Source organism: Actinomadura citrea (assembly GCF_013409045.1).
In the GTDB taxonomy this organism is placed as follows: Bacteria; Actinomycetota; Actinomycetes; order Streptosporangiales; family Streptosporangiaceae; genus Spirillospora; species Spirillospora citrea.
Genome location: NZ_JACCBT010000001.1, coordinates 4,313,719 through 4,340,108, shown reverse-complemented (window position 1 = coordinate 4,340,108; position 26,390 = coordinate 4,313,719). Strand labels below are relative to the sequence as shown.

Annotated in this window: 24 protein-coding genes; 17 read left to right on the top strand and 7 right to left on the bottom strand. The window is 72.7% G+C overall.

The window, feature by feature from the left end:
• The first annotated feature begins 581 nt into the window (after positions 1 to 581).
• Positions 582 to 1,637: a globin domain-containing protein gene (locus BJ999_RS20255; protein ID WP_229810674.1), complete on the top strand. Its 1,056-nt coding sequence runs from the start codon at positions 582 to 584 to the stop codon at positions 1,635 to 1,637.
• A gap of 6 nt (positions 1,638 to 1,643) precedes the next feature.
• Here BJ999_RS20255 and BJ999_RS20250 read toward each other — a convergent pair whose 3' ends face one another.
• The gene (locus tag BJ999_RS20250) at positions 1,644 to 2,450 is read right to left on the bottom strand and encodes a helix-turn-helix domain-containing protein (protein WP_179834744.1); all 807 of its coding nucleotides are present in this window, start codon (positions 2,448 to 2,450) and stop codon (positions 1,644 to 1,646) included.
• Positions 2,451 to 2,567: 117 nt separating this feature from the next.
• On the opposite strand from BJ999_RS20250, the gene BJ999_RS20245 reads away from it, so the two are divergent.
• Positions 2,568 to 2,972, top strand: a complete 405-nt coding sequence (locus BJ999_RS20245; RefSeq protein ID WP_179834743.1) for a PaaI family thioesterase — start codon at positions 2,568 to 2,570, stop codon at positions 2,970 to 2,972.
• Positions 2,973 to 2,997: 25 nt separating this feature from the next.
• Here the strand turns inward: BJ999_RS20245 and BJ999_RS20240 are convergent, their stop codons facing one another.
• Both BJ999_RS20240 and thyX read right to left on the bottom strand, forming a co-directional pair.
• Positions 2,998 to 3,720 (bottom strand): dienelactone hydrolase family protein, encoded by a 723-nt coding sequence (locus BJ999_RS20240; RefSeq protein ID WP_179834742.1) that lies wholly within the window; start codon positions 3,718 to 3,720, stop codon positions 2,998 to 3,000.
• Positions 3,721 to 3,781: 61 nt separating this feature from the next.
• Complete coding sequence (thyX, locus tag BJ999_RS20235; protein WP_179834741.1) at positions 3,782 to 4,579, bottom strand: FAD-dependent thymidylate synthase; 798 nt, start codon at positions 4,577 to 4,579, stop codon at positions 3,782 to 3,784.
• A 161-nt stretch (positions 4,580 to 4,740) separates the two neighbouring features.
• On the opposite strand from thyX, the gene BJ999_RS20230 reads away from it, so the two are divergent.
• The 3 genes from BJ999_RS20230 (at position 4,741) to BJ999_RS20220 (ending at position 8,999) form a co-directional block, all read left to right on the top strand.
• Complete coding sequence (locus tag BJ999_RS20230; protein WP_179834740.1) at positions 4,741 to 6,852, top strand: molybdopterin-containing oxidoreductase family protein; 2,112 nt, start codon at positions 4,741 to 4,743, stop codon at positions 6,850 to 6,852.
• Positions 6,853 to 7,048: 196 nt separating this feature from the next.
• A complete protein-coding gene (locus tag BJ999_RS20225) occupies positions 7,049 to 7,567 on the top strand; it encodes a DinB family protein (protein ID WP_179834739.1) in 519 nt (172 codons plus the stop codon).
• Positions 7,568 to 7,745: 178 nt separating this feature from the next.
• The gene (locus BJ999_RS20220) at positions 7,746 to 8,999 is read left to right on the top strand and encodes a DUF1266 domain-containing protein (RefSeq protein WP_179834738.1); all 1,254 of its coding nucleotides are present in this window, start codon (positions 7,746 to 7,748) and stop codon (positions 8,997 to 8,999) included.
• Between the two features lie 9 nt (positions 9,000 to 9,008).
• Here the strand turns inward: BJ999_RS20220 and add are convergent, their stop codons facing one another.
• A complete protein-coding gene (gene add, locus BJ999_RS20215) occupies positions 9,009 to 10,031 on the bottom strand; it encodes an adenosine deaminase (RefSeq protein WP_179834737.1) in 1,023 nt (340 codons plus the stop codon).
• A 99-nt stretch (positions 10,032 to 10,130) separates the two neighbouring features.
• Between add and BJ999_RS20210 the strand changes: the two genes are divergently transcribed.
• A complete protein-coding gene (locus BJ999_RS20210; protein WP_229810673.1) occupies positions 10,131 to 11,105 on the top strand; it encodes a helix-turn-helix transcriptional regulator in 975 nt (324 codons plus the stop codon).
• Between the two features lie 59 nt (positions 11,106 to 11,164).
• Here BJ999_RS20210 and BJ999_RS20205 read toward each other — a convergent pair whose 3' ends face one another.
• From BJ999_RS20205 to BJ999_RS20195, 3 genes are all read right to left on the bottom strand, one after another.
• Positions 11,165 to 12,082 (bottom strand): SDR family oxidoreductase, encoded by a 918-nt coding sequence (locus tag BJ999_RS20205; protein WP_179834735.1) that lies wholly within the window; start codon positions 12,080 to 12,082, stop codon positions 11,165 to 11,167.
• A gap of 69 nt (positions 12,083 to 12,151) precedes the next feature.
• Complete coding sequence (locus BJ999_RS20200) at positions 12,152 to 12,298, bottom strand: GPGG-motif small membrane protein (RefSeq protein ID WP_165959128.1); 147 nt, start codon at positions 12,296 to 12,298, stop codon at positions 12,152 to 12,154.
• 264 nt (positions 12,299 to 12,562) lie between these two features.
• Positions 12,563 to 14,725, bottom strand: coding sequence for an anthranilate synthase component I (locus BJ999_RS20195; protein WP_179834734.1), 2,163 nt, complete (start codon positions 14,723 to 14,725; stop codon positions 12,563 to 12,565).
• A gap of 535 nt (positions 14,726 to 15,260) precedes the next feature.
• On the opposite strand from BJ999_RS20195, the gene BJ999_RS20190 reads away from it, so the two are divergent.
• The 11 genes from BJ999_RS20190 (at position 15,261) to BJ999_RS20140 (ending at position 26,390) form a co-directional block, all read left to right on the top strand.
• On the top strand, positions 15,261 to 15,512 hold the full coding sequence (locus BJ999_RS20190; RefSeq protein ID WP_179834733.1) for a DUF3311 domain-containing protein: 252 nt from the start codon (positions 15,261 to 15,263) through the stop codon (positions 15,510 to 15,512).
• Between the two features lie 4 nt (positions 15,513 to 15,516).
• Positions 15,517 to 17,127, top strand: coding sequence for a monocarboxylate uptake permease MctP (mctP, locus tag BJ999_RS20185; RefSeq protein ID WP_179834732.1), 1,611 nt, complete (start codon positions 15,517 to 15,519; stop codon positions 17,125 to 17,127).
• A 279-nt stretch (positions 17,128 to 17,406) separates the two neighbouring features.
• A complete protein-coding gene (locus tag BJ999_RS20180) occupies positions 17,407 to 18,507 on the top strand; it encodes an exonuclease/endonuclease/phosphatase family protein (protein WP_218935147.1) in 1,101 nt (366 codons plus the stop codon).
• On the top strand, positions 18,504 to 19,454 hold the full coding sequence (locus BJ999_RS20175; protein ID WP_179834731.1) for a DUF6772 family protein: 951 nt from the start codon (positions 18,504 to 18,506) through the stop codon (positions 19,452 to 19,454). The genes BJ999_RS20180 and BJ999_RS20175 overlap by 4 nt, the downstream gene beginning before the upstream one ends.
• 14 nt (positions 19,455 to 19,468) lie before the next feature.
• On the top strand, positions 19,469 to 19,810 hold the full coding sequence (locus BJ999_RS20170; RefSeq protein WP_179834730.1) for a hypothetical protein: 342 nt from the start codon (positions 19,469 to 19,471) through the stop codon (positions 19,808 to 19,810).
• A gap of 11 nt (positions 19,811 to 19,821) precedes the next feature.
• Positions 19,822 to 21,336 carry an ABC transporter substrate-binding protein gene (locus BJ999_RS20165; RefSeq protein WP_179834729.1) on the top strand — a complete coding sequence of 505 codons (1,515 nt, stop codon included), beginning with the start codon at positions 19,822 to 19,824 and terminating at the stop codon, positions 21,334 to 21,336.
• A complete protein-coding gene (locus BJ999_RS20160; RefSeq protein WP_179834728.1) occupies positions 21,333 to 22,394 on the top strand; it encodes a LacI family DNA-binding transcriptional regulator in 1,062 nt (353 codons plus the stop codon). The genes BJ999_RS20165 and BJ999_RS20160 overlap by 4 nt, the downstream gene beginning before the upstream one ends.
• Positions 22,394 to 23,320, top strand: a complete 927-nt coding sequence (locus BJ999_RS20155; RefSeq protein ID WP_179834727.1) for an ABC transporter permease — start codon at positions 22,394 to 22,396, stop codon at positions 23,318 to 23,320. Before BJ999_RS20160 ends, BJ999_RS20155 begins: the two co-directional genes overlap by 1 nt.
• A gap of 49 nt (positions 23,321 to 23,369) precedes the next feature.
• Entirely contained in the window at positions 23,370 to 24,248 is an 879-nt protein-coding gene (locus BJ999_RS20150; RefSeq protein WP_179834726.1) for an ABC transporter permease, read from the top strand.
• A 25-nt stretch (positions 24,249 to 24,273) separates the two neighbouring features.
• Positions 24,274 to 25,308 (top strand): ABC transporter ATP-binding protein, encoded by a 1,035-nt coding sequence (locus BJ999_RS20145; RefSeq protein ID WP_179834725.1) that lies wholly within the window; start codon positions 24,274 to 24,276, stop codon positions 25,306 to 25,308.
• Positions 25,305 to 26,390: an ABC transporter ATP-binding protein gene (locus BJ999_RS20140; RefSeq protein ID WP_179834724.1), complete on the top strand. Its 1,086-nt coding sequence runs from the start codon at positions 25,305 to 25,307 to the stop codon at positions 26,388 to 26,390. The genes BJ999_RS20145 and BJ999_RS20140 overlap by 4 nt, the downstream gene beginning before the upstream one ends.

The window sequence follows — 26,390 nt, the reverse complement described above, 5'->3', positions numbered from 1 at the left end:
CAGGGCGCCTGCCGGCACGGGTGATCTGCCTGCCGGCCGCACGTCACCGTGCGTCACCCGCCCCTGTGCCGTCCGCCCACGGCCCTCCTCCTGGGTCAGCTTGCCGCACGGCGCGGATCTCCGCCGCCGGAAGCGGCGAGATCGCCGCACCGCGATGCCGGGGTCGGTGGCCGGGCTCCCGGGACGGCACGGAGCAGGAAACACCGAATAATTCTGAAATCTTCTTCCCTGATGCAGGTTCTTCCTCCCCTTCCGGACGGTTCTTCCCGAACATTCCCTCCCAGATCGGATACCGATCAGTATGCGTTGACCGTTTCACTTACCGTCTGTCACGCTGAATTGACGCGCCATTACGTTGAGTAGCGATCTTGTATCCCCGTGAGAGCGATCCATTGAACACCTGCGGAGATGAGTGAGAGAATCTCACCAACTCGGGCAGCATGCACGCCCGGATCGTCCGTCAGCCCTGCCGTCCGACCGCCGAAAACCGCCCGATGGGGAGGCGAGCCGACCGAATGTCACCGGAAACTCGCGTTATCAAAGAATGCTTCGCACGCCTTGAGGCCGACTCTGCGAGCGCCATGCGCTATTTCTACGGGCGCCTTTTCGCGGCGCGGCCGCGGCTGCGAACCCTGTTCCCGCCCGCGATGGGCGACCAGCACGACCGGTTCTTCAACGCGCTCAGCCGGATCGTGTGGAGCCAGGACAACCCCGAGGAACTCGCCCGTCACCTGGAGGGCCTCGGCCGCGGCCACCGCAAGTACGGAGTGCTGCGCGAGCACTATCCGGCCGTCGAGGAGGCCCTGACCGCGACGCTGCGCGCCTTCGCCTCCGACGTCTGGACGGCCGAGGCCGAGGCCGCCTGGCGCGCCGCCTACCGCTCCGCGGCCGACGCCATGGCCGGCGCGGCGGAGCGGGACGCCCTGGACGCCCCGCCGTGGTGGGTCGCCGAGGTCGTGCGGCACGAACGCCGCGCCTTCGACCTCGCCGTCCTCACGCTGCGCCCCGAGCGGCCCCTGCCGTTCACGCCCGGGCAGCACGTGAGCGTGCAGGCGGCCCGCTGGCCCCGGGTCTGGCGGCCGTACTCGATCGCGAACGCGCCCCGCCGGGACGGCACGATCTGCCTGCACGTCCGGGCCCGCCCCGCCGGGTGGGTGGGCGGCGCGCTGGTCCGGCACACCGGCCTGGGCGACAGCGTGCTGCTGGGCCCGCCGGACGGCACGATGACCCTCGACCCTGGCTCGGACCGCCCGCTCCTGCTGATCGGCGGCGGCACGGGCCTGGCCCCCGTGAAGGCGCTGGCCGAGCAGGCCCTCGCCTCGGATGCGGGCCGCGAGGTCCTGCTGGTCGTGGCGGCCCGCACCGAGGGCGGCCTCTACGACCTCCCCGCGCTGCGGCAGCTGGAGTCCGCCCACGCCCGGCTCCAGGTCGTCCCCGTGGTGTCCCGCGAACCCGCGGCCGGCGCCCTCACCGGCCGCGTGCCGGACGTCCTGCCCCAGCTCCTGGACGGATCCGGCGGCCACGACGCCTACGTGGCCGGGCCCGCCCCGCTCGTCCGCGCGACGGTCACCGCCCTGCAGCGGCTCGGCGTGCCGCTGACGCGCGTCCACCACGACCTGCTCACGGCCGGGGACTGACGCCCGTCACCAGCCGGCGCGCTCCCGCAGGAACTCGGTCGTCTTCGCGTCCGCCGGGTAGAACGACTCGATCGCCAGTTCCGCCACCGTGATGTCGACCGGCGTCCCGAAGGTCGCGATCGTGCTGAAGAACGACAGCTCCCGGCCCTCCACCCGCATCCGCAGCGGAACGAAGACCTCGTGGCTCGCGGGCGGGGCGATCGCCTCCCCCACGTCGCCGGGGAAGCTCCGCAGTTCCTTGTACAGCTGGGCGAGCGCCGCGTCCGCGGTCAGCGCCACATGCCGCCGCACGCGGTCGATCATGTGGGCCCGCCACTCCGCCAGGTTCAGGATGTTCTTCGCCATCCCGTCCGGGTGCATGCTGAGCCGCAGCACGTTCAGCGGCGGCTCCAGCAGCTCCGGCGGCGCGCCCTCCATGAAGAACGCCGCCGCGCCGTTGGCGTCGATCAGGTTCCAGAACCGGTCCACGACCACCGCCGGATAGGGCTCGTGGCCCTCCAGCACCTGCCGGAGCGCCGCACGGACCGTGTCCATCTTCGGTTCCTCGATCGGCGTCTCGTCGAACACCGGCGCGTACCCGGCCGCCACGAGCAGCAGGTTGCGGTCGCGCAGCGGCACGTCCAGGTGCTCGGCCAGCCGCAGCACCATCTCCCGGCTCGGCGCCGAGCGCCCCGTCTCCACGAAGCTGAGGTGCCGCGTCGACACGTCCGCCTCCGACGCCAGCTCCAGCTGGCTCAGCCTGCGCCGCTGCCGCCAGGCCCGGAGCTGGTCCCCGATCGGGCGCACGTCGCTCAACCCCGTCGTCATCGTCATCACGTCTCGACGGTAGCCGCTTCCAGGTCAGGTCCACGATGACGTGCGAGGTAATGGACGCGGCGAGGGCGGGGCGGCCAGGGTGGGGAGCCGACCACCCCCGCCGCAGGAGGCCTCATGACGACCGGGCTCACCCCCGACCAGCTGACCGACGCCATGCCGTTCGCCCGCGCGCTCGGCATGGAGATCGACACCGCGGGGCCCGAGGAGGTCACCGGCCACCTGGAATGGGCCCCCGACCGCTGCACCGCCGGCGGGCTCATGCACGGCGGCGCCCTCATGGCCATGGCCGACACGCTCGGCGCGGCGTGCGCGTTCCTCAACCTCCCGCCGGACACCTTCACCTCGACGCTGGAGTCCAAGACCAACTTCTTCCGCGGGGTCAGGGAGGGGCGTGTCCGGGGCGTCTCCCGCCCGCTGCACACCGGCCGGACCTCGATCGTCGTCCAGACCGACCTCTTCGACGCGACCGGGCGCCGTGCCGCCCAGGTGACCCAGACCCAGGCCGTGCTCCGTCCCTGATCTCGCCGGTCAACGGCCGGCGCCTTTACGTTGTAGATTTTTTGGTGACGTGCTCGGCGAAGAACGCGAGGATGCGCTCCCAGCCGTCCGGGGCGTTCTCGCGGCCCCTCCCGAACCCCATGACGATCTTCGCGATCGGGCCGAACGGGGGCGGCGGCGTGAGGTCGGTGAGGAACCCGTGCCCGGTCCCCGGGTACTCCTTCACGTCATGCGCCACGCCGGCGGCCGTGAGGGCGCTCTCCAGCCTGCCCGCGGCCCCCCGCAGCGACGGGTCGGCGGCGCCGTAACTGCCGACGATCGGGCACGCGCCCCGCAGGGACTCCTCCGGCCGGCGCGGCAGGATCCCGTAGTTGGCCGCGGCGGCCTGGAAGTCGTACTTCGCCGCCGCGACCAGCGCGAACCCGCCGCCCATGCAGAACCCGCACACCCCGATGCCACCGGTGCAGTCGTCCCGGCCGGCGAGCCATGCGCGGGCCGCCTCGATGTGGTCGTAGGTCGGCCCGCGCTGGGCGCGCATGTCGCGCATCGCCTTGGCGACGCAGCGCACCCAGGGCGCCCCGTTGTAGAGATCGGGCAGGACGGCGAGATACCCGTGGGCGGCGAACCGGTCGGCCTGGGCGCGCATGTCGTCGTTCGCGCCCATCGCCTCGAACACGATCACGACGCCCGGCCAGGGCCCCTCCCCCTCGGGGACGGCGAGGTAGCCGGGCAGCTCGGCGGCGCCCACCGGAATAGAGATGTCAGACATAGCGTCCAATAATCCCTCAGGCGGACCGGGTGCGCCTAGGCCCGACACGGACGGCGCGGGATCAGACCTTGCGCCACTGCGGCACCCAGGAGCCGTCCTCGACGACGTAGTCGCCGAACAGGTCCGGGGCCTCCGCCCGCATCACCTCGCCGATCTTGCTGAAGAGCAGCCGGATCTCCTCCTCGGCGCCGGGCGCGGTGCGGTTCTCCAGGGTGTGGCGCAGGGTGCGGACGTTGGCCGTCCAGACCAGGCCGGTGCCGACTCCCTCGGGGGCGAAGCGGCGCATGAACGAGGTCTTGTGCTTCTTCTCCTTGAACGGCACGCCCGCGTCGTCCAGGCCGAAGTGCGCGGCCATCCAGCCCTGGAACTCCTCCATCTGCTCCAGCATGGCGGTGGCGCGCTTCATCAGCTCGGGGTCCTCGCGGGCCCACTCCGGGAACCAGAAGGGGATGTCCTGCAGCCGGACGAACCGCAGCGACTCCTGTGAGATGGCCACGCCCGGACGGTGCCGGACGAGCTCGTGGGTCAGCACCCGGCTCACGTTGTGCAGGACGAAGCTGAAGCTGACGTGCTCCAGCACCGAGCCGTGCAGGCTGCGCAGGATGTTCTCCAGGTACTGGCCGGAGTCGGTGCGGATCTTGGTGACATTGGGATTGAGGCCCGGCTCCCAGGAGCGGTAGCAGAGCCGGCCCGCGAACTCGGCGAGGTTCTGCGGGTCGTTCAGCTCGTCGTCGAGCTCGCCCCGGTCGAGCCGCTCCAGCCAGCCCTCCCCGCCCACGTCCCGCAGGTACCGGGCGACCTCGTCGTAGTCCAGTTCGGGCCGCGCAACGAGGAACACCTCGGGCTCGACGCTCTTCACTCTCGTTCCCCCTACGGGTCGTTTCCGTCGCCCCTTAGGAAACCACCCCGGCACCCCGGCCGCGACCCGGGGCACGGCCATCGAGGGTAATGAACGTCCTGGATGACGCTCATGGTGTCATGCCGCACACTGGAGAGGTTCGTCCAGCTAGGGGAGGTTCTATGCCATCGGAGCTGACAGTACTGGGGGCCTGCCCGCTGGACTGCCCCGACGGCTGCTCGTGGGTGGTCACCGTGCGGGACGGGGCGGCGGTCCGGCTGCGCGGCAATCCCGACCACCCCTACACGCGCGGGGCGCTGTGCGCGAAGGTGAACCGGTGGCTGGAGCGCGCCGCCCAGCCGGACCGCATCCTTCACCCGCTGCGCCGGGTGGGCGCCAAGGGCGAGGGGCGGTTCGAGCGCATCGGGTGGGACGAGGCCCTCGACGAGATCGCCGCGCGGCTGGAGGACGTCGCCCGGGAGCACGGCGGCGAGGCGATCTGGCCCTACTGGGGGACGGGCACGCTCGGCTACCTGCAGGGCCTCGAAGGGTACTCCGGCCGGCGGTTCTTCAACCTGCTCGGAGCCTCGGCCCACGACGCGAACATCTGCTCGGCGGCGGGCAGCGCCGGGATGACCGAGGTGGTCGGCTCACCGGGCGGCATGGACCCCGAGGACCTCGCGCACGCCCGGCTCGTCCTGCTGTGGGGCACGAACCCCCTGACCAGCGGCCACCACGTGTGGAAGTTCGTCCAGGACGCGCGGAAGGCGGGCGCGCACCTGGTGGCGATCGACCCCGTGCGGACGCGGACGGCGCGGCAGGCCGACGAGCACCTGGCGCCCCTGCCCGGAACGGACGGGGCGCTCGCGCTCGGCCTGCTCCACGTCATCGTGGGCCTCGGCGCGCAGGACGCGGACTTCCTGGCCCGCAACACGCTCGGATGGGAGGAGTTCCGGGACCGGATCGCCGAGTACCCGCCGGACCGGGCTTCGCGGATCACCGGCGTCCCCGCGGACCGCATCGTCGCGCTCGGCGAGCGGATCGCCCGCACCCGCCCCACCGCGATCCGCGCGACGCAGGGGCTCCAGCGGCACTCCGGCGGCGGGGCCGCCCTGCGGCTGATCGCCGCCATCCCCGCCGTGACCGGCGACTGGGCGCGGCGCGGCGGCGGGCTCGCGTTCTCCACGTCCGGCCACGTGAGGCTGGACAAGGCCGCATTGTGGCGCGACGACCTGCGCCCCCACCCGGTGCGGACGCTGTCGATGAGCCGCCTCGGCGAGGGCCTGCTGGACGTCCAGGACCCGCCGGTCAAGGCCCTGTTCGTCATCGCGGCGAACCCCGCGGGCAGCACGCCGCACCAGAACAAGGTGCGCCGCGGCCTGGCCCGCGACGACCTGTTCACCGTGGTCCTGGAGCAGTTCCCGACCGACACCGTGGACTACGCCGACATCGTGCTGCCCGCGACGGCGCAGCACGAGCACACCGACCTGCACGAGGGCTACGGGCACCTGTACCTCACATGGAACGAGCCGGCGGTGGCGCCGCCCGGCGAGTGCCTGCCGACGACCGAGACCTTCCGCCGCCTGGCGCGCCGGATGGGCCTGCGGGAGCCGGCCCTGTACGACTCCGACGAGAGCCTCGCCGAACAACTGCTCGCGTCGGACCACCCGTGGATGGCGGGCGTCACGCTGGACCGGCTCCGCAAGGAGGGCTACGTGCGCATGTCGGTCCCGGACCCGTTCCTGCCGTACGCCGACGGCTTCCCGACCCCGTCGGGACGGTTCGAGTTCCGCTCCCCCGCCGCCGGGCTCGCCGGATACGTCCCGCCCGCGGAGGTCGCCGACGAGGAGCGGGCCGAGAAGTACCCGCTCGCCCTGATCTCGGCGGCGTCGCACGAGTTCCTCAACACCCAGTTCGCCAACAACCCGGAACTGCGGCGCCGCTCGGGCGGCCTCACCGTCCGCCTCCACGAGGACGACGCGAGGGCGCGGGGGCTGAGCGACGGGCAGCGGGTCGCCGTCGGCAACGACCGGGGCGCCTTCGAGGCCGTGCTGAAGATCACCGACGATGTCCGCCCCGGCGTCGCGGCGACCGACAAGGGCCACTGGGCCAAGCTCTCCGGCGGCTCCAACGCCAACGCCGTGGTCGACGAGCGCGACACCGACCTCGGCGCCGGCCCCGTCTTCCACGACACCCGCGTAGAGATCACCGCCCTACCGCCGCCACCGCGCCTGGCCGGGCCCCTTGCAGGTGTAGACCCGGTCGTTGGCGGTGCCGACCGCCCCGGCGGGTGAGCAGAACGCGCCCGGAACCTGATAAACCGCCGCGCGGCGCCGTCGGACGAGGAGATCGTGGCGGAACGGGCTGTGGGTACGTCGGCGGCTCCTGGTCGATGATGTACCGGTGTGACGTGTCCCCCTCCGTGGGAGTTGACCCTCGGAAGCGATATCCCGTGGATCCCCGGGTGCCCGTAGGCGAGGATTCGCTCTCATGACATGGACTGCGCCCGCGGTGAATCGCGGCGACTTCCCTTTCGGAGACGATGAGCGTGCGTCTCTGGAGGCGTATCTGGACTTCCACCGCGCCACCTTGCTGCTCAAGTGCAGCGGACTGACCGGGGAACAGCTCGCGTCAAGGCCGCTGCCGACCACGAGCCTGACGTTGCTCGGCCTTGTGCGGCACCTTGCGGAGAACGAGCGCTGGTGGTTCCGCCGCAATTTCGACAAGCAGGACACACTGGGTGACCTGTACTGCTCGCAGGAGCATCCCGACGGGGACTTCGACCTCGGCGACGCGGAGAGCGCCCAAGAGGACTTCGCCGTCTACACCAGGGAAGTCGAACTGGCCCGGCAGACCGCGCGGGGCCGGTCACTGGAGGAGGAGTTCCCAGGGAGGAACCGCGCGCTGACACTGCGCTGGGTCTACCTCCACATGCTCGAAGAATACGCACGCCACAACGGCCACGCCGACCTCCTGCGCGAAGCCGTCGACGGCCGCACCGGAGAATGAGGCGCCGACGAGAACCTTCGGAACACGGCGTGCGCGTCCGGCGCTCGGTCGCCCGCGGGACCTCTCGACCAGCGAGTCCGTCGCCGTCCAGGCGGCTCCGGCTGTCCGGGTCGGCGGCTTTCCGTACGGACGGGTGTCGAGATCATTGCGGGCGGTACGGTGTGGCCTGGAGGGATCGATGACGTTTCAGGCCGATACCGGCGCCGTGCTCGACCGCGCCAGGAAGTACGAGCGGCAGGGCCGGGCCGAGGAGGCCGCGGCCGCCTACGCGAACGCAGCCGAGGCCATGGAGGCGCGCGGCGACCTGGCGTCCGCCGCGGCGGCGCGGGCGCGGTACGCGCGGGCGCTCGCCGCCGCGGGCAGGACCGGCGAGGCGCAGCGCGTCCTCGACGTCCTCGACCGGGCGGCCGCCTCGTTGCCGGCCGAGGTCCGGGCGGGGCTGGACGCTCAGGCGGCACATGTCCTGGCCGCCGCGGGCCGGACGGGTGAGGCCGCGCGGCGCGCCTGGGCCGCGATGTCGGGGTTCGGGTCACTGCAGGATCCCAAGCGCGCCGGCGCCGCGGGCGTGCACGCCGCGCGGCTGATCCTGAAGGACGCCGGCCCGCGCGGCGCGCTGCGGCCGCTGCGCGAGCTGGTGGCGCAGATGCCGCCCGGCGGCGAAGCCCATCGGCAGGTCGCCGAGCTGCTCGCGGACGCCGAGCGGCGCCCCGACCGCGACCACGACATCCTCGTCACCGACCCCGGCAGCGCCGCGTGGGGACGGCTCGCAGCGGCCCTCGCCGTCGGCGCCCACCTGGCCGTCGGGAACGGCGTCGCATGGAACAGCCTCGCCGACCACGAGGGCCCCCGCGACGACCGGGTACTGCTGGAGCGCGACTGGGGCATCACCGACTCCGAGGGCTGGCGCGAGCAGATGGACGCGCTGCTCGACGCCCGCAACAGCGACCCGGCGATCCAGATGGTGCTCGACCGGCGCGGCAGGGGCACCGACAAGCGGGCCTGGCAGGACGCGATCGTCGCCTGGTGCGGCGAGCGCGACATCTCCGAGCAGACCGTCCGGGAGGTCGTGGAGCTGTCCGAGGCGGTCCTGCGCTACGAGGCGCGGTTCCGGGCGGACGGCCTGCTCCCGCCCGACGGCCGGGTCGAGAGCGTCTACGGCTACGACTTCGGGCGCGCGGTGAACATGGCCCGCTGGGGCCTGAACGCCGGGTACTGCGACGCCGAGGAGGCCGAGAAGTGCGTTCTCACGGCGGGGCACCGCGCCCACCAGGTGTACGCGTCGTGGGAGGGGTTCTCGGCCGGGTACGTCCTCGGCCGGATGCTGCGGTTCGACGAGGGCGAGTTCGGCGAATGGTACGAACGCTCCCTCACCGGCCACCGCGTCCTCGCCGAGGACCCGGGCAGCCCGTGGCGGCGCATGGCCTGGGGCTGACCGTCCGGCTCAGCCCAGCGCGTCGATGTCGGCGATGATCGCCTTGCGTCCCTCCTCGTCCAGCGACGAGGCCGTCACGGCGTTGCGGGCCAGGGCGGCCAGCTCGGCGCGGCCGAGCCCGAACGCCTCGGCGGCGACGCGGTACTCGCCGGTGAGGGTCGTGTTGAACATCGGCGGGTCGTCGCTGTTCAGGGTGACGAACAGCCCTTCCTCCAGCATCCGCGGAAGAGGGTGGGCGGCGAGGTCCGCGACCTGGCCGGTGCAGACGTTGGAGGTCGGGCACACCTCCAGCGGCAGCTGCGTCTCGCGCAGGTGGGCGACGAGGCGCGGGTCGTCCAGGCAGTTGGTGCCGTGGCCGATGCGCTCGGCGCCGAGCCCCTCGATGGCCTCCCAGATCGTCTCCGGGCCGGTCATCTCTCCCGCGTGCGGAACGCTGCGCAGGCCCGCGGCGCGGGCGGCGGCGAAGGCGTCCCGGAACGCGTCCCGGAACGGCGGGCGGCACTGCTCGATGCCGCCGATCCCGAACCCGACGAGCGCCTCCGGCGGGTGGTGCAGCGCGTGGTCGAGGGTGCCGCGGGCGCCCTCGGCGCCGAACTCGCCGGGGATGTCGAAGATGTAGGAGAGGCGGATGCCGAGCCGGTCGCGGGCCTCGCGGGCGGCGAGGTCGAGCGCCTCGGTCACCGCGGGCATCGGCATCCCGGCCCGCTGGTGGGTGTACGGCGTGACGGTCAGCTCGACGTAACGGACGTTCTGCGCGGCGAGGTCGCGGGCGATGCCGGAGACGAGCGTGCCGACGTCCTCCGGCGCGCGGACGAGGCTGGAGACCGACTCGTACACCTCGGCGAAGTGCGGGAAGTCGCGGAACTCGTAGAAGGCGCGCAGCTCGCGCTCGTCGACGGGGACGGGCCCGTCCGGGTGGCGGCGGGCGAGTTCGAGGACGGTCGGGACGGAGGCGGAGCCCACGAGGTGGACGTGGAGCTCGACCTTCGGGAGGGCGTCGATGAACGCCGCGATGCTGGTGTCGGTAGGCACGCCGCGAAATTAACAGCCACCCGGCCTGTCGGGACAGGCGAATGCGGCGAACCTCCCACGAAATTGTCAGGAACCCTCCCGTTCGGCAGGATGGTCACCGTGCGCGCCGCCCGACTGATCTCCGCCGTGCTCCTCCTGCAGTCGCGGGAGACGATGACCGCCGCCGAGCTGGCGCGCGAGCTGGAGGTGTCCGAGCGCACCGTCTACCGGGACATGGAGGCGCTGTCGGCGGCCGGGGTGCCGGTCTACGCCGACCAGGGGCGCGGCGGCGGGTACCGGCTGGTCGGCGGCTACCGGACGCGGCTCACCGGGCTCACCCGCGAGGAGGCCGAGGCGCTGTTCCTGTCCGGGCTGCCCGGCCCCGCCGGGGACATGGGCCGCGCCGACGCGCTCGCGGCCGCCGAACTGAAGGTCCTCGCCGCGCTGCCGAGGGCGCTGCGGGACGCGCCCGCCCGCGCGAACCAGCGCTTCCATCTCGACGCGCCCGGCTGGTTCGGCGAGAGCGGGCCGCCGCCGCTGCTGCGCGACCTCGCCCGCGCCGTGTGGGACGACGAGACCGTGGAGCTGCGCTACCGCCGCAAGGACTCCGAGGTCACCCGGACGGCCGAGCCGTACGGGCTCGTCCTCAAGAACGGCACCTGGTACCTGGTCGCACGGACCGGCGGCGGGCACCGCACCTACCGGGTGGACCGCGTCGCCGCCGTCCGCCCCACCGGGGTGTTCTTCCGGCGCGACGAGGACTTCGACCTCGCCGGGCACTGGCGGGTGCAGGCCGCCGCCTTCGTGCGGTCGGTCCTGCGCGAGGAGGCCACGGTGCGCCTGTCCCCCGCCGGCATGCGGATCCTGCGGTACGCCGTCGAGCCGTACGCGGCCCGGCAGGCGGCCGCGGCCGCCGGCGAGCCCGACGAGCGGGGGTGGGTGGTGACCACGCTGCCCGTGGAGTCGACGGCCGTCGCGGTGTCCGAGCTGATGCGGCTCGGACCCGAGGTCGAGATCCTCGCCCCGCCGGAGCTGCGGGAGTGGATGGCGGGCAACGCCGCCCGGCTCGCGGAGCTGTACCGGACGGCGGACTGACCCGCCCGGCGCCGGCCCGCGCGGCCGGTCCCGCCCGCCGCTGCGGTCCGGGGCGCCGGCTACCGGTAGCCGGTGACGTCGGCGGGACGGCCCGCCTGCTCCACCTCGACGATGTAGCGCCAGGCGTCGGGGCGGCTGCCGTCCGCGTCGGTGAACCCGTAGACCTGGGCGAGCCCGCCGCTGGACAGCGACGCCCCGTTCCAGCGCGCCCGGTCCGGGTCGGCGGCCAGGGCCGCGACGGCGCGCCCGACGAACGCCGGCGACTCGGAGATCGCGAAGTGCGGCGTCGCCTTCGTGGCGTCGCGCCAGGTGTCCTCGGTGACGCCGTAGTTGTCGAGCATCGCCTCCGAGCGCAGCCATCCCGGCGTCAGCGAGAGGGCCGTCGCGCCGTAGGGCGCGATCTCCTCCGACTGGGCGAGGGCCATCCGGATGACGGCGGTCTTGGCGAGGTCGTAGAAGTAGCCGCATTCCTTGCGGTACGCCGCGTTGTACTCGGCGGTCCCGTCCGTGATCTCCACGACCAGGCCGCCGGGCTCGCGGATCAGCAGCGGCAGGGCGCAGTGGCTGGTGATGGCGTGGGTGTCGACGGCCAGCCTGAGCATGCGCAGGCCGTCGGTCAGGGACTGCTCCCACAGCGGCTTGCCGAACTCGAAGAGCCGGTCCGCGCCCCAGACGTCGTTGACGAGGACGTCCAGGCGGCCGCGCTCCTCGTCGATGCGGCGGACGAGGGCGGCGACCCGCGCCGGGTCGAGGTGGTCGACCTGGACGGCGATGCCCTCGCCGCCCGCGGCCGTCACCAGCTCGGCGGTCTCCTCGATGGTCTCGGGACGGTCCATCTCCGACCGGTGGGTCCGGGTGGACCGTCCCGTCACGTAGACGGTCGCGCCCGCGGCGCCGAGCTGGACGGCGATTCCCCGTCCCGCTCCGCGCGTGGCGCCCGCGACCAGTGCGGTCTTTCCTCTCAGTGCACGGCTCATGGGAATGATGCTGGCACCGAAACCTGACAGTTCACGTCAGGGTTTCACCCCGGCCGGCCGTGTTTTCGGTCAGGTGAAGATGCTCACCCCGCCGGGGCCGACGAGGAGTCCGACGACGATGAGCACGATGCCCCAGAGCAGGTCGCGCCGCGCGAGGATCACGTAGATGCCGGCGATCACCAGGATGACCGCGATGAGCCACAGGATTGTCATCATGACCCCCGGCGTCCCCCCGGAGAAGGCCAAGAAACCACAATCTCGTTGCGGATGACCGAAATACCCGTTTTGTTGCGGAGGAGGGAGGACGGGCCTCCCCCCTCCGCGGGATAACGGCGATCACCCGCGCCGCGGAAGGGCGGCGCGCTGTGGCCGGGAACAAGTCTTCCGCCGCGACGGGGGCCGCGACAGGAACCTCAGGCCCATTTGCGGGCCCCGGTCCCTAGTGCTTCGGAACTACGGACGCCTCCACCCAGAGGACTGTCAGCCCCGGGAGCGGCACAGGCGCAGGACGTTGGCGACGATGCGGTGCCCGGCGCCCCCGGCGGCGGTGAGGATCGACTCCGGATGGAACTGCACCGCCCAGCGCCGCCGCACCGGGTCCTCGATGCCCATGACGACGTCCCCGGTCAGCGCCGTGATCTGGAACCCCTTCACCCGGTCGGGCGTGGCGTGCAGCGAGTGGTAGCGGGCGGCGGTGAACTCCTCCGGCAGGCCCTCGAACAGGTCGCCCCCCGTGACCTTCACCTGGCCGGGCTTGCCGTGGGACGGCTCGGGCAGCAGGGCCAGCTCGCCGCCGGCGTGCTCGACCATCGCCTGCAGCCCGAGGCACACGCCGAAGACCGGCAGCTCGCGTGCGCCCAACTCGTCCAGGAGGGCGCGGGTGCCGAAGTCCTCCGGGCGTCCGGGGCCGGGCGACAGCACGACCAGGTCGGGCGCGTGCTCGTCCAGCAGCCGCACCGGGAACCCGTGCCGCAGGGTCACCACGGAGGCGCCGTGCTGCCGGAAGTAGTCGGAGAGGGTGTTGACGAACGAGTCCTCGTGGTCGACGAGCAGCACCTTGACGCCCTCGCCCGGCTGCTCGGGGAGCGGCGCCTCCTTCGGCGCGGCCCCGCCGCCCGTCCGCGCGGCGGCGAGCGCGCTCAGTAGAGCGCTGGCCTTGAGGTGCGTCTCACGCTCCTCCTCGTCGGGATCGGAGTCGTAGAGCAGCGTCGCCCCGGCCCGGACGGTCGCCACGCCGTCGCGGATCTGCGCGGTCCGCAGCGTCAGGCCGGTGTTCATCGAGCCGTCGAAGCCGACGCAGCCGACCGCGCCGCCGTACCAGCGGCGGGGCGAGTCCTCGTGGTCCTCGATGAACTGCATCGCCCACGTCTTGGGCGCGCCCGTGACGGTCACCGCCCACATGTGGGTGAGGAACGCGTCGAGCGCGTCGAAGCCAGGGCGCAGCCGCCCCTCGATGTGGTCGACGGTGTGGATGAGCCGGGAGTAGATCTCGATCTGCCGGCGGCCGAGGACGCGCACGCTGCCGGGCACGCAGATCCGGGACTTGTCGTTGCGGTCCACGTCGGTGCACATGGTCAGCTCGGACTCGTCCTTCGCCGAGGACAGGATCGTGCGGATCTGCTCGGCGTCCTCCAGCGGATCGGCGCCGCGCCTGATCGTCCCGGCGATCGGGCAGGTCTCGACGCGGTCGCCGCTGACCCGGACGAACATCTCGGGCGACGCGCCGACCAGGAACTCGCCCTCGCCGAGGTTGAACAGGAACTCGTACGGGGCCGGGTTGGACTCCCGCAGCCGCTCGAAGAACGCGGCGGGCGCGTCGCAGCGCCCGTACATCGTGTGCCCCGGCGTGACCTCGAACAGGTCGCCCCTGACGAACTTCTCCTTGGCGTCCCGCACCATCTGCGCGTACACGCCGGGGACGGGCTGCGCCGGGATGCCGGCACGCCGCCGGACCGGCGTCGCCCCGGTGTCGCGCGGCAGCCCGGCGGTGCCCGACCCGTCCACCTCGAACTCGTAGGAGATCCGGTGCGAGGTCTCGCGCTTGCGGTCGACGACGACCATCTCGTCGGCCAGGTGCAGGACGAGGTCGCGCTGGTCGTCGGGCCGCTCCAGCCTGGTCCGCAGGGGCTCGAACTGCAGCGACAGGTCGTACCCGAAGGCCCCGTAGAGGCCGAGGTGCGGGTCGTCGCAGCGGAACAGGTCGACGACGGCGCGCAGCGCGGTGAAGACGGTCGGCTGGCGGCTGCGCTCCTCCTCGGTGAAGAAGCCCTCGGCCGCCGGGACGAAGAGCTCGAACAGGCCGGGCTCGTCCCTCCGCACCTCGCCGACGGCGCGCAGCGCGCCCGCCAGCGCGGGCAGGACGACCCGGCCGCGCCCGTTCAGGGGGTGGACGGCGACCGTCCGGCCGCGCGCGACGATCTCCAGGCAGGGATCGACGTAGGCCATGTGCCAGCGGCTGTAGCGGCCCGGGTACTCCATGCCGGAGCTGAGCACGCCGCCGCGCCGCTCCCCCACGGCGGCGACGAGGACGTTCAGCGCGTCGGACTTGCGCTCGGAGTCGACCGGGACGGCGGTACGGGTCACCCGTACGCCCCCGGCCGTGACGAAGTCGCTGGTCAGCGGCTGTCGTGAGACGGTCTCCACCGCGGTGGCCCCTCATGTCGGGCCCCCACCGGGCGTCGTGAAGACGAAACGACCGCCGGGTGAGGGCGGTCGCCTGGTCAGAACATGCGCGAACCGGCACCGCCTCAGCGGCGCCACCACCACCGGGAGGCTGCGGTTCGCATGCGGGGAGATTACCACGGACGTACTCGCAGGATCCCCCGCACGCGGAGAGCGGCACCCATGACCAGGAAGAACACCGAGGTCGAGCTGGGCGGGACCGACCATCTCGCGCTCGTGGGCGGCGACATGGGGCAGAGGTCGACCGAGCTCCACCGGCGACCCGCGGCACGAGCCGGACACGGCGGCCGGGCGTCCCGCCTGACCGCCCCCTTGACCCGGTGCCGACCGGTTCCCCACCTGGCCCTTCCCAGGGTGGAGCGATCCATCGAAGTCGTGCCGCGGCCGATATCCGGCTGTGACCAGGGGATGTGTAGGCTCGCCCGGCCGCACCCCCGGCACGGTCCCGTCCCGCGACCCGGGCGGACCGTGCGCGGGCAAGACGAGGAGGACCCCCATGACTCCCGACGACTCCCGGGAACCGACTCCGACCCAGCCCCCGCCGCCGGAAGCCGACCGCACCGACCGGAGCCCCTGGAACTGGCTCCTGATCGTGCCCGTCGCGCTCCCGCTGCTCACCTTCCTCTACAACAGCGACAAGCCCCGCCTCGCGGGCTTCCCCGCCTTCTACTGGATCCAGCTGGCCTTCATCCCGCTGGGCGTCGCCTGCACGGTCCTCGTGTACCAGATGACGAAGAAGCGGGGCTGAGCCGATGGCACGCGACCACCTCACCGAGATCATCGTCTTCGCGGTCCTGTTCCTGCTGGTCAGCGGGATGGGATTCGTCGCCGCCCGGTGGCGGCGGCCCGACTCCATGCACAGCCTCGACGAGTGGGGCCTCGGCGGCCGCAGCTTCGGCAGCTGGATCACCTGGTTCCTGATCGGCGGCGACCTCTACACCGCCTACACGTTCGTCGCCGTCCCGGCCCTGGTGTTCGGCGCGGGCGCGGCGGGCTTCTTCGCCGTCCCGTACACGATCGTCGTGTACCCGCTGGTGTTCCTGGTACTGATCAAACTCTGGTCGGTGTCGCACGTGCACGGCTTCGTGACGCCGGCCGACTTCGTCCGGGCCCGGTTCGGCTCCCCGACGCTGGCGCTCGTCATCGCGATCACCGGCATCGTCGCCACGATGCCCTACATCGCGCTGCAACTGGTCGGCATCGAGGCGGTGCTGAAGGCGATGGGCGTGAACGGGCACTGGCCGATCATCATCGCGTTCGTGATCCTCGCCGCCTACACCTACCAGTCCGGGCTGCGCGCCCCCGCGCTGATCGCCTTCGTCAAGGACGTGCTGATCTACCTGGTCATCATCGTCGCGGTGCTCTACATCCCGGCGAAGCTCGGCGGCTGGGGCGACATCTTCGACGCGGCCAAGGCCAAGTTCGACAAGACGCCCGCGCCCGGCGACGGCGTCACGATCGCCGGCAGCGGCCAGCTGAACTACGCGATGCTGGCGCTCGGCTCGGCGATGGCGCTGTTCCTCTACCCGCACAGCATCACCGGCGTGCTGGCCGGCAAGAACCGCAACGTGATCAAGCGGAACATGGCGGCGCTGCCCGCCTACAGCTTCGTGCTCGGCCTGATCGCGCTGCTCGGCTACATGGCCATCGCGGCGGGCGTGAAGCCGGTCAGCACCGACGGCAAGCCCGACACCAACACCGTGGTCCCGCTCCTGTTCGACCACATGTTCCCGGACTGGTTCGCCGGCGTGGCGTTCGCCGCCGTCGGCATCGGCGCGCTGGTCCCGGCGGCGATCATGTCGATCGCGGCGGCCAACCTGTTCACCCGCAACATCTACAAGGAGTACATCCGCCGCGACGCCGACGCCAAGGAGGAGGCGACCGTCAGCAAACTGGTCTCGCTGATCGTCAAGGCCGGCGCGGTCGTGTGCATCCTCGCGCTCGACCCGGAGTTCTCCATCGACCTGCAGCTCATCGGCGGCGTCATCATCCTGCAGACGCTGCCGGCGGTGGGGCTCGGCCTCCTCACCCGCTGGTTCCACCGCGGCGCCCTCATCGCGGGCTGGGCCGCCGGCATGGCGGCGGGCCTGTGGATGCTGTACCGGATCCCGAACCCGGCGAAGGGCAAGGAGCACTTCGGCGGCTCGGCCTACCCGCTGAGCGACCTCGGCCTGGACACCAAGACCACGGTGTACGTCGGCATGCTGGCGCTCGCCGTCAACGTGGTGGTCGCGGTCGCCGGAACCCTGGTGTGCAGGGCCGCCAAGCTCGCGGACGGCAGGGACGCGACGCGCGCGGCGGACTACCTCGCCGACGAGGGCGACCCGAAGATCAACGATCTGGAGCTCAGCTCCAGCACCTGATCGGGCCCGGCCGACCAAATGGCGGCGCCGCCGCGTCACGCTCCCGGACCGACCCGGAGCGGACGGGCGGCGCCGCCTTCGCGTTCCGGTCGCCCAACCCTGCTCCGGTAACACCGTCCTCCCTTCGGCCAGCACGCTGACGGCCCGGCTGTCCGCTCACGCGGACGGCCGGGTCGTTTTCTTTTCGGCTCTTGACAGGCGGATGGGTGAACATCCATGGTGTGTGAACGATCACGTTAACGTTAATGTGACACTCCCGACAACGGAAGGCCTCCTCGTATGAGGACACCGCGTCCCCCCGCCCGTCCCCTCGCGACCCTGACCGCCGCCCTCGCCGCCGGGGCGCTGCTCGTCCCCGCCGCGAGCGCGCAGGCCGCGCAGGGCCCGCACCGCAGGCTCGACCTGCGGATCGCGACCTACAACACCTGCGGGCACGGATGCCTGCCGACCACGCAGGCCTGCGTCGACACCATCGGGCGCGACTGCGCCACCAAGCTCGAGCCCTGGGCCGACGGGCGCGCCGCGCGGGTCGCCGACGACATCGTCCGGGCGCGCGCCGGGGTCGTCGTCACCCAGGAGATCGGCAACAACCCCACGCCGACGCAGCCCGGCGTGGACGTGGAGTCGTTCCGCGCCCCGCTGACGAAGGCGATGCGCGCCCGCGGCTACGCCGAGGCGCCCGCCGACTACGCCGGGACCAGGCACCCGCAGGCGGGCTACCCGCTGAAGTCCGGCGCCGGCCGCTTCACCTACTACGACGCCCGCAGGTTCTCCCACCTGGACGAGCGCGGCCGCGCGCTCCCCCACGACCTGCTGTGGCTGCCGGACTCCACCGAGATCTACGGCAAGACGATGACCTGGAACACCCTGCGCGACCTGCGCTCCGGGATGCGGTTCGTGGTCGTCGACATGCACCTGGAGTACCGCAAGAACGGCGCGACCGACCCCAACGGCTGGACCAAGAACTGGGACGAGGTCCGCTACCTCGACGCGCGCCGGACGGCCGAGTACCTCACCCGGGACAACCCCTACACCCGGCGGCTGCCGATCGTGTTCGCCGGGGACATGAACTCGGCGTCGAAGGAGGACGGCCACAGCGCCTACGACGCCTTCTCCGACGTCGGCTACGCCGACTCGTTCGAGTCAGCGCCCGCGAACCGCCGCACCGGCGCCGAGTACGCCTCGTTCAACGGCGGCAAGATCCCGCTGCCGAGGGCCGAGGACAAGATCGACCACATCTTCGTCCGCAACGGCACGCGCGTCCTGCAGTGGACGCTCGTCCCGCAGACCGCCGCACAGGCCGGCGAGCCGCGCGACCTGCTGCGGTCCGACCACAACCTGGTGCACGCCACCGTCAGGATTCAGGAGCCCACCCGATGAGCACCCCCGCGAGCGAGCAGTCGCTGGCCGCGCAACTGCGCAGGGCCGACCCCGCCCTGTCCCGCTTCAACCCGCTGGACCGGATCCTCGTCCACGACGAGTTCAACACCGGCACGCACGGCTGGATCGAACTGCTCGGCAACTACGACGGGCACGGCGACCTCGACACCGTCGACGACCACATGCGCGACTTCCGGCCGCCGCAGCTCAGCTCCTGCAACTTCTTCGACGTCGGCACGCACGGCGCGATGTCCGGGACGTACGCGCTGAAGGTCGCGACGCGCCCGGTGGCCGGGCACACCGGCGTCGCGATCCGGCGGCTCACGATGGCCGGACGGGGGCGCGTGCAGTTCGAGGCCTACCTGACCTTCAAGACCGAGGCCGCCTCGGAGGAGAACCAGGCGGCGCACAAGGCGGGCGCCGGCGAGTGGGACGCGAACCTGCACCCCTCCGAGCAGCAGTTCGGCGCGTTCACCATCGCGACCGACATCTGCGACGGCGTCCGCTACCACTGCGTCGCCCGCTACCTGAACACCGACGTGGAGAACCGGCTGCGGCGCGAGTGGGTGTACCCGACGGTGCCCGAGCCGACCCCGCGCGAGCACTTCGAAGGCAAGATCAAGCTGCCGCCGACCGCCGACTTCACCGCCCCGGAACCGGACGACTGGAAGCCGTTCGGCGGCCCGCAGGAACTCTGCTACAACGAAGTGCCGACCAAGGTGAACTGGCACTACGTGCGCTGGGTGATCGACACCAGCACGCGATCGAACATCGAACTGCAGGTCAACGACACCGTCTACGACATGCGCGACGTGCCGGTGCCGCCGTACGAGGAGGAGTACGGCTCCCTGCAGAACCTCCTGAACTTCTACGTCTCGGTCAGGACGCACACCGACGTGCGCAACTTCCTGTACCTGGACTCCGTCCTGATCTCGGTCGACTGGTGAGGAGCCCCCGGAACATGCGCGAGTCGTTCACGGCGGTCCTGGAACGCAACCGCACCCTCGCGGGCGGTTTCGCGACGGAACCGTACGAGGTGGCGTGGGCCGCGGAGGCCCGCTGGTTCGTCCGGACGCTGGAGCGGGCCGGGTCCGGCACCCTGATGCGGGTCACCACGCAGGTCTCCCCCGACGGCCTGCACTGGTGCGACCTCGACCCCGAGCGGGAGGTGACCGGCGACCTCGTCACCTGGGAGTCGTCCGGCTTCGGCGGCTGGCTGCGGCTGAAGGGCGCGGTCGAAGGCGACGCCGACGGCGGCGAGGCGTCCGCGAAGGTCATGATCTACCTCGCGCTGAAGAGCTGAGAGGAGCCGTCATGGACGTGCGCAGGCGCGAGTTCCTCGCCCTGACCGGCCTGGCCGCCTCCGCCGTGGCGCTCGGCGGCTGCGCGACGCCGGGGGCGGCGGCCGCGCCGGACGGCTCGCTGCGCGCCGCGTTCGGGCAGCCGGTCACCGACCTCGACCCCTACAACGCGGGGACGGCGGTCGACGAGGCGTCGCTGATCGTCAAGCGGCTGGTGTTCGACACGCTCGTCCGCTACGAGGGCGGGCGGCTCGCGCCCGGCCTGGCGACGTCGTGGCGGCGGACGGACGACACGACGTGGGTGTTCGACCTGCGTCCCGGCGTCCGCTTCCACGACGGGAGCCCGCTGACCGCGCGGGACGTCGTCGCCTGCGTGGAGCGCACCAAGGCCGTGAAGTCGGCGCAGTCCGCGCTGTGGGCCACGGTGAAGTCCGCGCGGGCGGACGGCGACCACCGGGTCACGTTCGTGACGGACGGTCCGATGGGCACCCTGCCGGTGAACCTGACGCTGCTGTTCATCGTGCCGGCCCGGCGCGTCGCCGACCCGGCGCAGAAGCGCCGCCCGGTGGGCTCGGGCCCGTTCCGCGTGACGGGGTTCACCCCGTCGACCAACGTGGAGCTGGCCCGGTTCGACGGGTACTGGGGAGGCCGCGCCGGGCTGCCCGGCATCTCGATGCCCTTCATCGCCGAGACCTCCAGCGCGATCACGGCGCTGCGGAACGGGGACGTCGACCTGCTGTGGCCCGTCCCGTCCGACCAGCTCGGCGAGGTGCGGGGCCGGCGCGGGGTCAGGGTCGAGACCGTGCCGAGCTGGACCTACTACCTCACCTGGTTCAACTGCGGCCGCAAGCCGTTCACCGATCCGCGGGTACGGCGGGCGATGTGGCAGGCCCTCGACATGGAGGAGATCGTCGGGAAGCTGTTCGGCGCGGGCGCCGAACAGATGCGCGCGCCGATCCCCTCCACCGTCTTCGGCTACGCCGAGCAGCCGCCGTACCGGCACGACCCGGCCGCGGCCCGCGCTGCGCTGCGCGCCGCGGGCCTCGGGGACGGCTTCGAGACCACGATGATGTGGTTCGACGCCACCGGTCCCCTCGCCCGGGAGCTGGCCCAGTCGATGATCTCGGCGTGGGCCCGGATCGGGGTGGAGGTCAGGCCGCAGAGCATCGAGAAGGCCCAGTGGCTGCAGCGCCTCAACTCCCTCGACTGGGACATGGAGCTGCAGACCAACACCGTGACGACCGGCGACGCCGCGTTCACCCTCGGCCGGCTCTACACCTCCAAGGCCGACCGGATGGGCTACCGCAACCCCGGACTGGACGCGGTGCTCGCCGAGGCCGGGCAGGCCGCCGACCCCGAGCGGCGCGAGGAGCTGTACGCGCGGGCCTGCAAGACGATCTGGGACGACGCGGTCGGGATCTTCCCCGCCGCGCTCACCACCGCCTACGGGCTGCGGACCGGGCTCACCGGCTTCACCCCGGCGGCGAACAACCAGCCGGACCTGTCCACGGTCAGGAGGAACCCATGACACCCCGCCGCAGGGCCACCCTGCGGGACATCGCGACCGCCCTCGACCTGTCGGTCAACACCGTGTCCCGCGCCCTGGCAGGCAAGGACGCGGTCAGCCCCGAGACCCGCGAGCGGGTGCGGGCCGAGGCCGAACGCCTCGGCTACGTCCCGAACACGATGGCGCGGTCCCTCGTGCAGGGCAACGCGATGACCCTCGGGCTGGTCATCACCAACCCGTCCAACCCCTTCTACACGCGTCTGATCAGCGCGATCGAGGAGCGCGGCCGGGTCCGCGGCTACTCGCTGATGCTGATGGTCACCGAGGACAGCGTGGACAACGAGCGGCGCGTCGTGGACGAGCTGATGCGCTGGGGCGTGGACGGCGTCCTCGCGGTGCCCGTCCAGCACGGGATCGAGCACTGGGACCGGCTCCGCAAGTCCGGGACACCCGTCGTCCTGGTCAACCGCGACCTGCCGGGGCTCGACACCGACCTCGTCGGCGTCGACTACTACGACAGCGCGCGGCGCGCCACCGAGCACCTCGTCGCCGAGGGCGCCCGCGACCTGTACCTGGTCGAGGAGGACCTGGACATCTCGCCCGTGGCGGAGCGCGTCCGGGGGTTCCGGGCCGTGCTCGACGAGCACGGCATCGCGGTCCGCGACGACCACATGGTGAAGGTGCCGACCCGGCGCCGCGAGGCCAGCTCCCAGCCGTGGGACCCGGTGGACTCCTACGAGATCGGCCGCGGCCTCGCCGCCCGCGTCGGGCCGGGCGCCGCCGTCCTGGCCGGCAACGACTACTTCGCTCTCGGCGTGTACCGGGCGCTCACCGAGCACGGGCTGAGCATCCCCGGCGACGTCCGCGTCGCCGGGCACGGCGACCACCCGTTCGCCGCCTACCTCGCGCCACCGCTCACCACGGTCCGGCTGCCGGCCGCCGACGTCGGCGCCGCCGCGGTGGACCGGCTCCTCGAACGGATGTCGGGCGAGTCCGGCGCGGGCTCCCCGCGGCAGACCCTGCTGCCCGCGGAACTGGTCGTCCGCGCCTCGTCGCGGACCGCGAACGGAGGCGGCTGATGGGACGGTTCCTGCTGAGGCGCGCCGGTCAGGCCCTCATCGTGGCCTGGGGCGCCGTCACGGTCGTGTTCCTCGTCGTGCGCGTCGTCCCCGGCGACCCCGCGACGCTGATCCTCGGGCCGGACGCCAGCCCCGCGCAGCTCGCCTCCGTCCGCGCCGACTTCGGGCTGGACGAGCCGCTCTGGCGGCAGTACGTCGCGCACATGGGCGAGATACTGCGCGGCGACTTCGGCGACTCGTGGCGGCTCGGCGGCGGAGCGATGGGCGCCGTCCTCGACCGGTTCCCCGCCACCCTGACGCTGGCCGCGCTCGCGCTGGTCATCACCCTCGCCGTCGGCTACCCGCTCGGCATGCTGTGCGCGCGGCGGCCCGGCAAGATCCTCGACCTGCTGGTCTCCACGGGCTCACTGGTCGGGCAGGCGGTGCCGTCGTTCTGGCTCGGCATCGTGCTGATCCTGCTGTTCGCCCGGCAGCTGAACTGGCTGCCGAGCACGGCGGGCGGCGGCCCGGAGGCGGTGATCCTGCCCTCGGTCACGCTGGCGCTGCCGTTCGTCGGATGGCTGGCCCGGCTCGTCCGCAACGGCGCCCTGGAGGAGAGCGGCAAGGACTACGTCCGCACCGCCCGCGCGAAGGGGACCGGTGAGGGCGCCGTGATGTACGTGCACGTGGCGCGCAACATCGCGCTGCCCGTCGTCACCGTCCTCGGGCTGCTGATGGGCAACTTCATCGCCAACGCGGTGATCATCGAGGTCGTGTTCTCCTGGCCCGGCATCGGCTCGCTGATGGTGGACGCGATCACCAACCGCGACTACGCCGTCGTCGAGGCCGCGATCGTCACGATCACGGTCTCCTACATCGCGCTGAACCTCCTCGTGGACGTCCTGTGCGTCGCCCTCGATCCACGACTGACTCCGGAGAACGCATGAGCGCAGCGAACCAGGGGGCGTGGGGGACCGTCCCCCACAAGGAGGAAGCATGAGTGCCATCGCTCCCGCCGTGATCCCGGTCCCGGCGGCCCGGCGGCGCAGGAGGCTGCCCGCGCGCGCGTGGGCGGGCCTCGGGATCGTCGGGCTGTTCGTCCTGGCGGCCGTGTTCGGGCCGATGCTGATGCCCTACGACCCGGCCGCGACCGACCTGCCGCACCGGCTGCTGGCGCCGGGGTCCCGTCTCGGGGACGGGTCGGTCGCGTGGCTCGGCACCGACCAGGTCGGGCGCGACATGCTGACCGCGCTGCTCGCCGGCAGCCGCGTGTCGCTGCTGGTCGGCGCCGCCACCGTGCTCATCGGCGGCGCCGTGGGCCTGGTGGCGGGGCTCGTGTCCGGCTACTTCGGCGGCTGGACCGACGGCGTCCTGTCCCGGTTCGGGGACGTGCAACTGGCGTTCCCGTCGATCCTGCTGGCCATCCTCATCGCGGGCGTCCTCGGCCCGAGCGTCACCAACATCGTCATCACGCTGGCGGTGACCCGCTGGGTGATCTTCGCGCGGGTGGTGCGGGCGTCCGCGCTCGCGACCCGGGACCTGGAGTTCGTCGACTCGGCGCGGGTGCTCGGCGCGGGGCACGCGCGGATCCTGTTCCGGCACGTGCTGCCGTCGTGCTGGCAGCCGCTGCTGGTCGCGGCGACCGTGCAGATCGGCCTGGTCATGGTGGCGGAGGCGTCGCTGAGCTTCCTCGGCCTCGGCATCCCGCCGGACCAGGCGTCGTGGGGCGCGACCGTCTCGGCGGGCCGCGACTACCTCGGCTCGGCCTGGTGGATCTCCACGATGCCGGCGATCGCGCTGGCCGCCGTCGTCACCGGCGTCGGCCTCGTGGGCGACGCCTTCCGCGACCTGACCGACCCGCGCTCGCAGATCTGATGGCGCACATCCCATGGAGGCGCACATGACCGTTCCAGCCGTCGATCACGCGCACGCCCCGGCCTCCGGGGACGTTGCCGCGGAGCTGCGCGACGTGCACATCGGGTTCCGCTCCGGCCGGCAGGTCACGCCGGTCGTGCGGGGCGTCGACCTGCGGCTGCGGCGCGGCCGCGTCCTCGCCCTGGTCGGCGAGTCGGGCAGCGGCAAGAGCCTGACCTCGCTCGCGCTCATCGGGCTGCTGCCGCCCGGCGCGCAGGTCACCTCCGGCTCCGTCGTCCTGGACGGCGAGGACACGGGCGGGTTCTCGGCCCGGCGCTGGCGCGAGACCCGCGGCAGCCGCGTCGCGATGATCTTCCAGGATCCGATGGCGGCGCTGAACCCCGGCTTCGCCGTCGGCCCGCAGATCGCCGAGCCCTTCCGGCGGCGCCTCGGCCTCGGCCGGCGGGAGGCCCGGGAACGGGCGGTCGCGCTGATGCGCGAGGTCGGCATCGCCGGCGCCGAGTCCCGCTACCGCGACCACCCGCACGAGTTCTCCGGCGGCATGCGGCAGCGCGCGGTGATCGCGATGGCGCTGGCGCTCGGCCCGTCGGTGCTGCTCGCCGACGAGCCCACCACCGCGCTCGACGTCACCGTGCAGGCGCAGATCCTGCGGCTGCTGGCGCGCCGGCAGCGCGAGGCCGACCTCGCGACGCTGCTGGTCTCGCACGACCTCGGGGTGGTGGCGCGGGTCGCGCAGGACGTCGCGGTCATGTACGCCGGGCGCATCGTGGAGCGCGGCCCGCTGGACGCCGTCTACACGCGTCCCGCCCACCCGTACACGCTCGGCCTGCTGGAGGCCATGCCGGACGCCGGGTCCGGCGGGCGCCTCAAGCCGATCGACGGCGTCCCGCCGGACCCGCGGCACCGTCCCGGCGGCTGCGCGTTCCACCCGCGCTGCCCGTTCGCGACCGAGAGGTGCCGCACCGAGGACCCGCCGCTCACCGAGGACGGCGACCGCGCCGTCGCCTGCCACCACTCCGCGGAGGTCGTCGCCTCCCAGCACAGCGAGGAGCCCCGATGACGGCCACCGCGCAGGACACCGAGGTCGTGCTCAAGGTCAGCGGCCTGGAGGCGGGGTACGAGCGCCCCGGCCGCCACGGGTTCGGGCGGCGGCGGGTCCCCGTCGTCGCCGGGCTCGACCTGACCGTGCGGGCCGGGCGGACGCTCGGCGTCGTCGGCGAGTCGGGCTGCGGCAAGTCGACGCTGGCGCGGGCCGTGGTGGGGCTGCGGCCCGCGTTCGCCGGGTCGATCGAGTTCGCGGGCGCCGACCTGGCGTCCGTCCCGCCCCGGCGGCGGCGCCGCATGAGCCGCGACCTGCAGATGGTGTTCCAGGACCCCTACACGTCGCTGAATCCGAGGATGACCGTCGCCGACGTCATCGCCGAGGGCTGGCGCGTCCATTCCGGGATCGTGCCGCGCGACCGTGCGGACGCCGAGGTCGCCCGGCTCCTCGATCTCGTGGGCCTGAGCCCCGAGCACGGCCCCCGGCACCTGCACCAGCTGTCGGGCGGCCAGTGCCAGCGCGTCGCGATCGCCCGCGCCCTGGCGCTGCGGCCGAAGCTCCTGGTGTGCGACGAGGCGGTGTCCGCCCTGGACGTGTCGGTCCGCGCCCAGATCCTCAACCTGCTGGCCGACCTGCAGTCCGAACTGGGCGTGGCGTACCTGTTCATCTCCCACGACCTGGACGTCGTCCGGCACATCGCCCACGACGTCGCCGTCATGTACCTCGGGACGATCGTGGAGCAGGGTCCGGCCGCCGAGGTGTTCGGCGACCCGCAGCACCCCTACACGCGGGCGCTGCTGTCGGCGGCGCCGTCCGTCCACGACCGGCCGGACGACGACGCCGGTGAGATCGTGCTGCGCGGGGAGGTGCCGTCGCCGGCCGAGCCGCCCAGCGGGTGCCGGTTCCGGACCCGCTGCTACATGGCCGCCGACGTCTGCGAGCGGGAGACGCCCGCGCTCGTCCCGCGGGGCGGGCCGCCCCAGGCGGTGGCCTGCCACTTCGCCGACGGCGCCGGAACGACGGCCCCGCCCGCGAAGGAACGGGCGCCGGAGGAACGGGCGCCGGAGGGCGGGGCGCGCGAGGGTCAGGCGCGGCCGTAG

Bases quoted from the DNA above. Each gene is read 5' to 3' on its own strand.
- BJ999_RS20255 (WP_229810674.1), top strand. From the start codon at position 582: ATGCGCTATTTCTACGGGCGCCTTTTCGCGGCGCGGCCGCGGCTGCGA.
- BJ999_RS20250 (WP_179834744.1), bottom strand. From the start codon at position 2,450: ATGACGATGACGACGGGGTTGAGCGACGTGCGCCCGATCGGGGACCAG.
- BJ999_RS20245 (WP_179834743.1), top strand. From the start codon at position 2,568: ATGACGACCGGGCTCACCCCCGACCAGCTGACCGACGCCATGCCGTTC.
- BJ999_RS20240 (WP_179834742.1), bottom strand. From the start codon at position 3,720: ATGTCTGACATCTCTATTCCGGTGGGCGCCGCCGAGCTGCCCGGCTAC.
- BJ999_RS20230 (WP_179834740.1), top strand. From the start codon at position 4,741: ATGCCATCGGAGCTGACAGTACTGGGGGCCTGCCCGCTGGACTGCCCC.
- BJ999_RS20225 (WP_179834739.1), top strand. From the start codon at position 7,049: ATGACATGGACTGCGCCCGCGGTGAATCGCGGCGACTTCCCTTTCGGA.
- BJ999_RS20220 (WP_179834738.1), top strand. From the start codon at position 7,746: ATGACGTTTCAGGCCGATACCGGCGCCGTGCTCGACCGCGCCAGGAAG.
- BJ999_RS20205 (WP_179834735.1), bottom strand. From the start codon at position 12,082: ATGAGCCGTGCACTGAGAGGAAAGACCGCACTGGTCGCGGGCGCCACG.
- BJ999_RS20200 (WP_165959128.1), bottom strand. From the start codon at position 12,298: ATGATGACAATCCTGTGGCTCATCGCGGTCATCCTGGTGATCGCCGGC.
- BJ999_RS20190 (WP_179834733.1), top strand. From the start codon at position 15,261: ATGACTCCCGACGACTCCCGGGAACCGACTCCGACCCAGCCCCCGCCG.
- mctP (WP_179834732.1), top strand. From the start codon at position 15,517: ATGGCACGCGACCACCTCACCGAGATCATCGTCTTCGCGGTCCTGTTC.
- BJ999_RS20180 (WP_218935147.1), top strand. From the start codon at position 17,407: ATGAGGACACCGCGTCCCCCCGCCCGTCCCCTCGCGACCCTGACCGCC.
- BJ999_RS20175 (WP_179834731.1), top strand. From the start codon at position 18,504: ATGAGCACCCCCGCGAGCGAGCAGTCGCTGGCCGCGCAACTGCGCAGG.
- BJ999_RS20170 (WP_179834730.1), top strand. From the start codon at position 19,469: ATGCGCGAGTCGTTCACGGCGGTCCTGGAACGCAACCGCACCCTCGCG.
- BJ999_RS20165 (WP_179834729.1), top strand. From the start codon at position 19,822: ATGGACGTGCGCAGGCGCGAGTTCCTCGCCCTGACCGGCCTGGCCGCC.
- BJ999_RS20160 (WP_179834728.1), top strand. From the start codon at position 21,333: ATGACACCCCGCCGCAGGGCCACCCTGCGGGACATCGCGACCGCCCTC.
- BJ999_RS20155 (WP_179834727.1), top strand. From the start codon at position 22,394: ATGGGACGGTTCCTGCTGAGGCGCGCCGGTCAGGCCCTCATCGTGGCC.
- BJ999_RS20150 (WP_179834726.1), top strand. From the start codon at position 23,370: ATGAGTGCCATCGCTCCCGCCGTGATCCCGGTCCCGGCGGCCCGGCGG.
- BJ999_RS20145 (WP_179834725.1), top strand. From the start codon at position 24,274: ATGACCGTTCCAGCCGTCGATCACGCGCACGCCCCGGCCTCCGGGGAC.
- BJ999_RS20140 (WP_179834724.1), top strand. From the start codon at position 25,305: ATGACGGCCACCGCGCAGGACACCGAGGTCGTGCTCAAGGTCAGCGGC.